Consider the following 432-nt stretch of genomic DNA (forward strand, 5'->3'; position numbering starts at 1 on the left):
GAGTCCGGCGAGCACCGAGCGGGCGATCGCCTGCTCATCGACGACCACGCCCTGACGCTTGGCGAGCTCCCGCACCAGCCGCAGCGTCTCCTGGCTGTTGATGCTGGCCCAAATCTGGTTGTTGTTGCGGGAGCTGGCGACGAGCGCGTTCGATGAGCCTTTCTGGAGCGGCTGCCAGTCGTAGGCGGCCAGCGCGTCGGTGACGATGGCTTTGAGCTGGTTTGGGGTGTAGGGCATGTCATCCTCCTGGGTGGATGTTTGGGTGGTGTGGGTGTCGGTGCGCTGCTGGTACTGCTCCCACGACAGGAGCGGGGACGGTCTCCACGGGTCCGGGTCGCGGTCCTTGCCGACGAGCCCGTCGAGGCCACGCCGGTAGTGCGACACCTGCACCATCGCCGACGCAGCCAGCCCCTCTGTGTTGGTGGTCTGGTC

Annotated in this window: 1 protein-coding gene; it reads right to left on the minus strand. The window is 66.9% G+C overall.

Features of this window, described 5'->3' with window-relative positions; all coding sequences use genetic code 11:
• Window positions 1-432: hypothetical protein (locus tag ACTQ48_RS11580; protein WP_441571082.1), on the minus strand; the 432-nt coding region annotated here is incomplete at both ends.

This window comes from Collinsella sp. Sow4_E3 (genome assembly GCF_052116285.1).
In the GTDB taxonomy this organism is placed as follows: Bacteria; Actinomycetota; Coriobacteriia; order Coriobacteriales; family Coriobacteriaceae; genus Collinsella.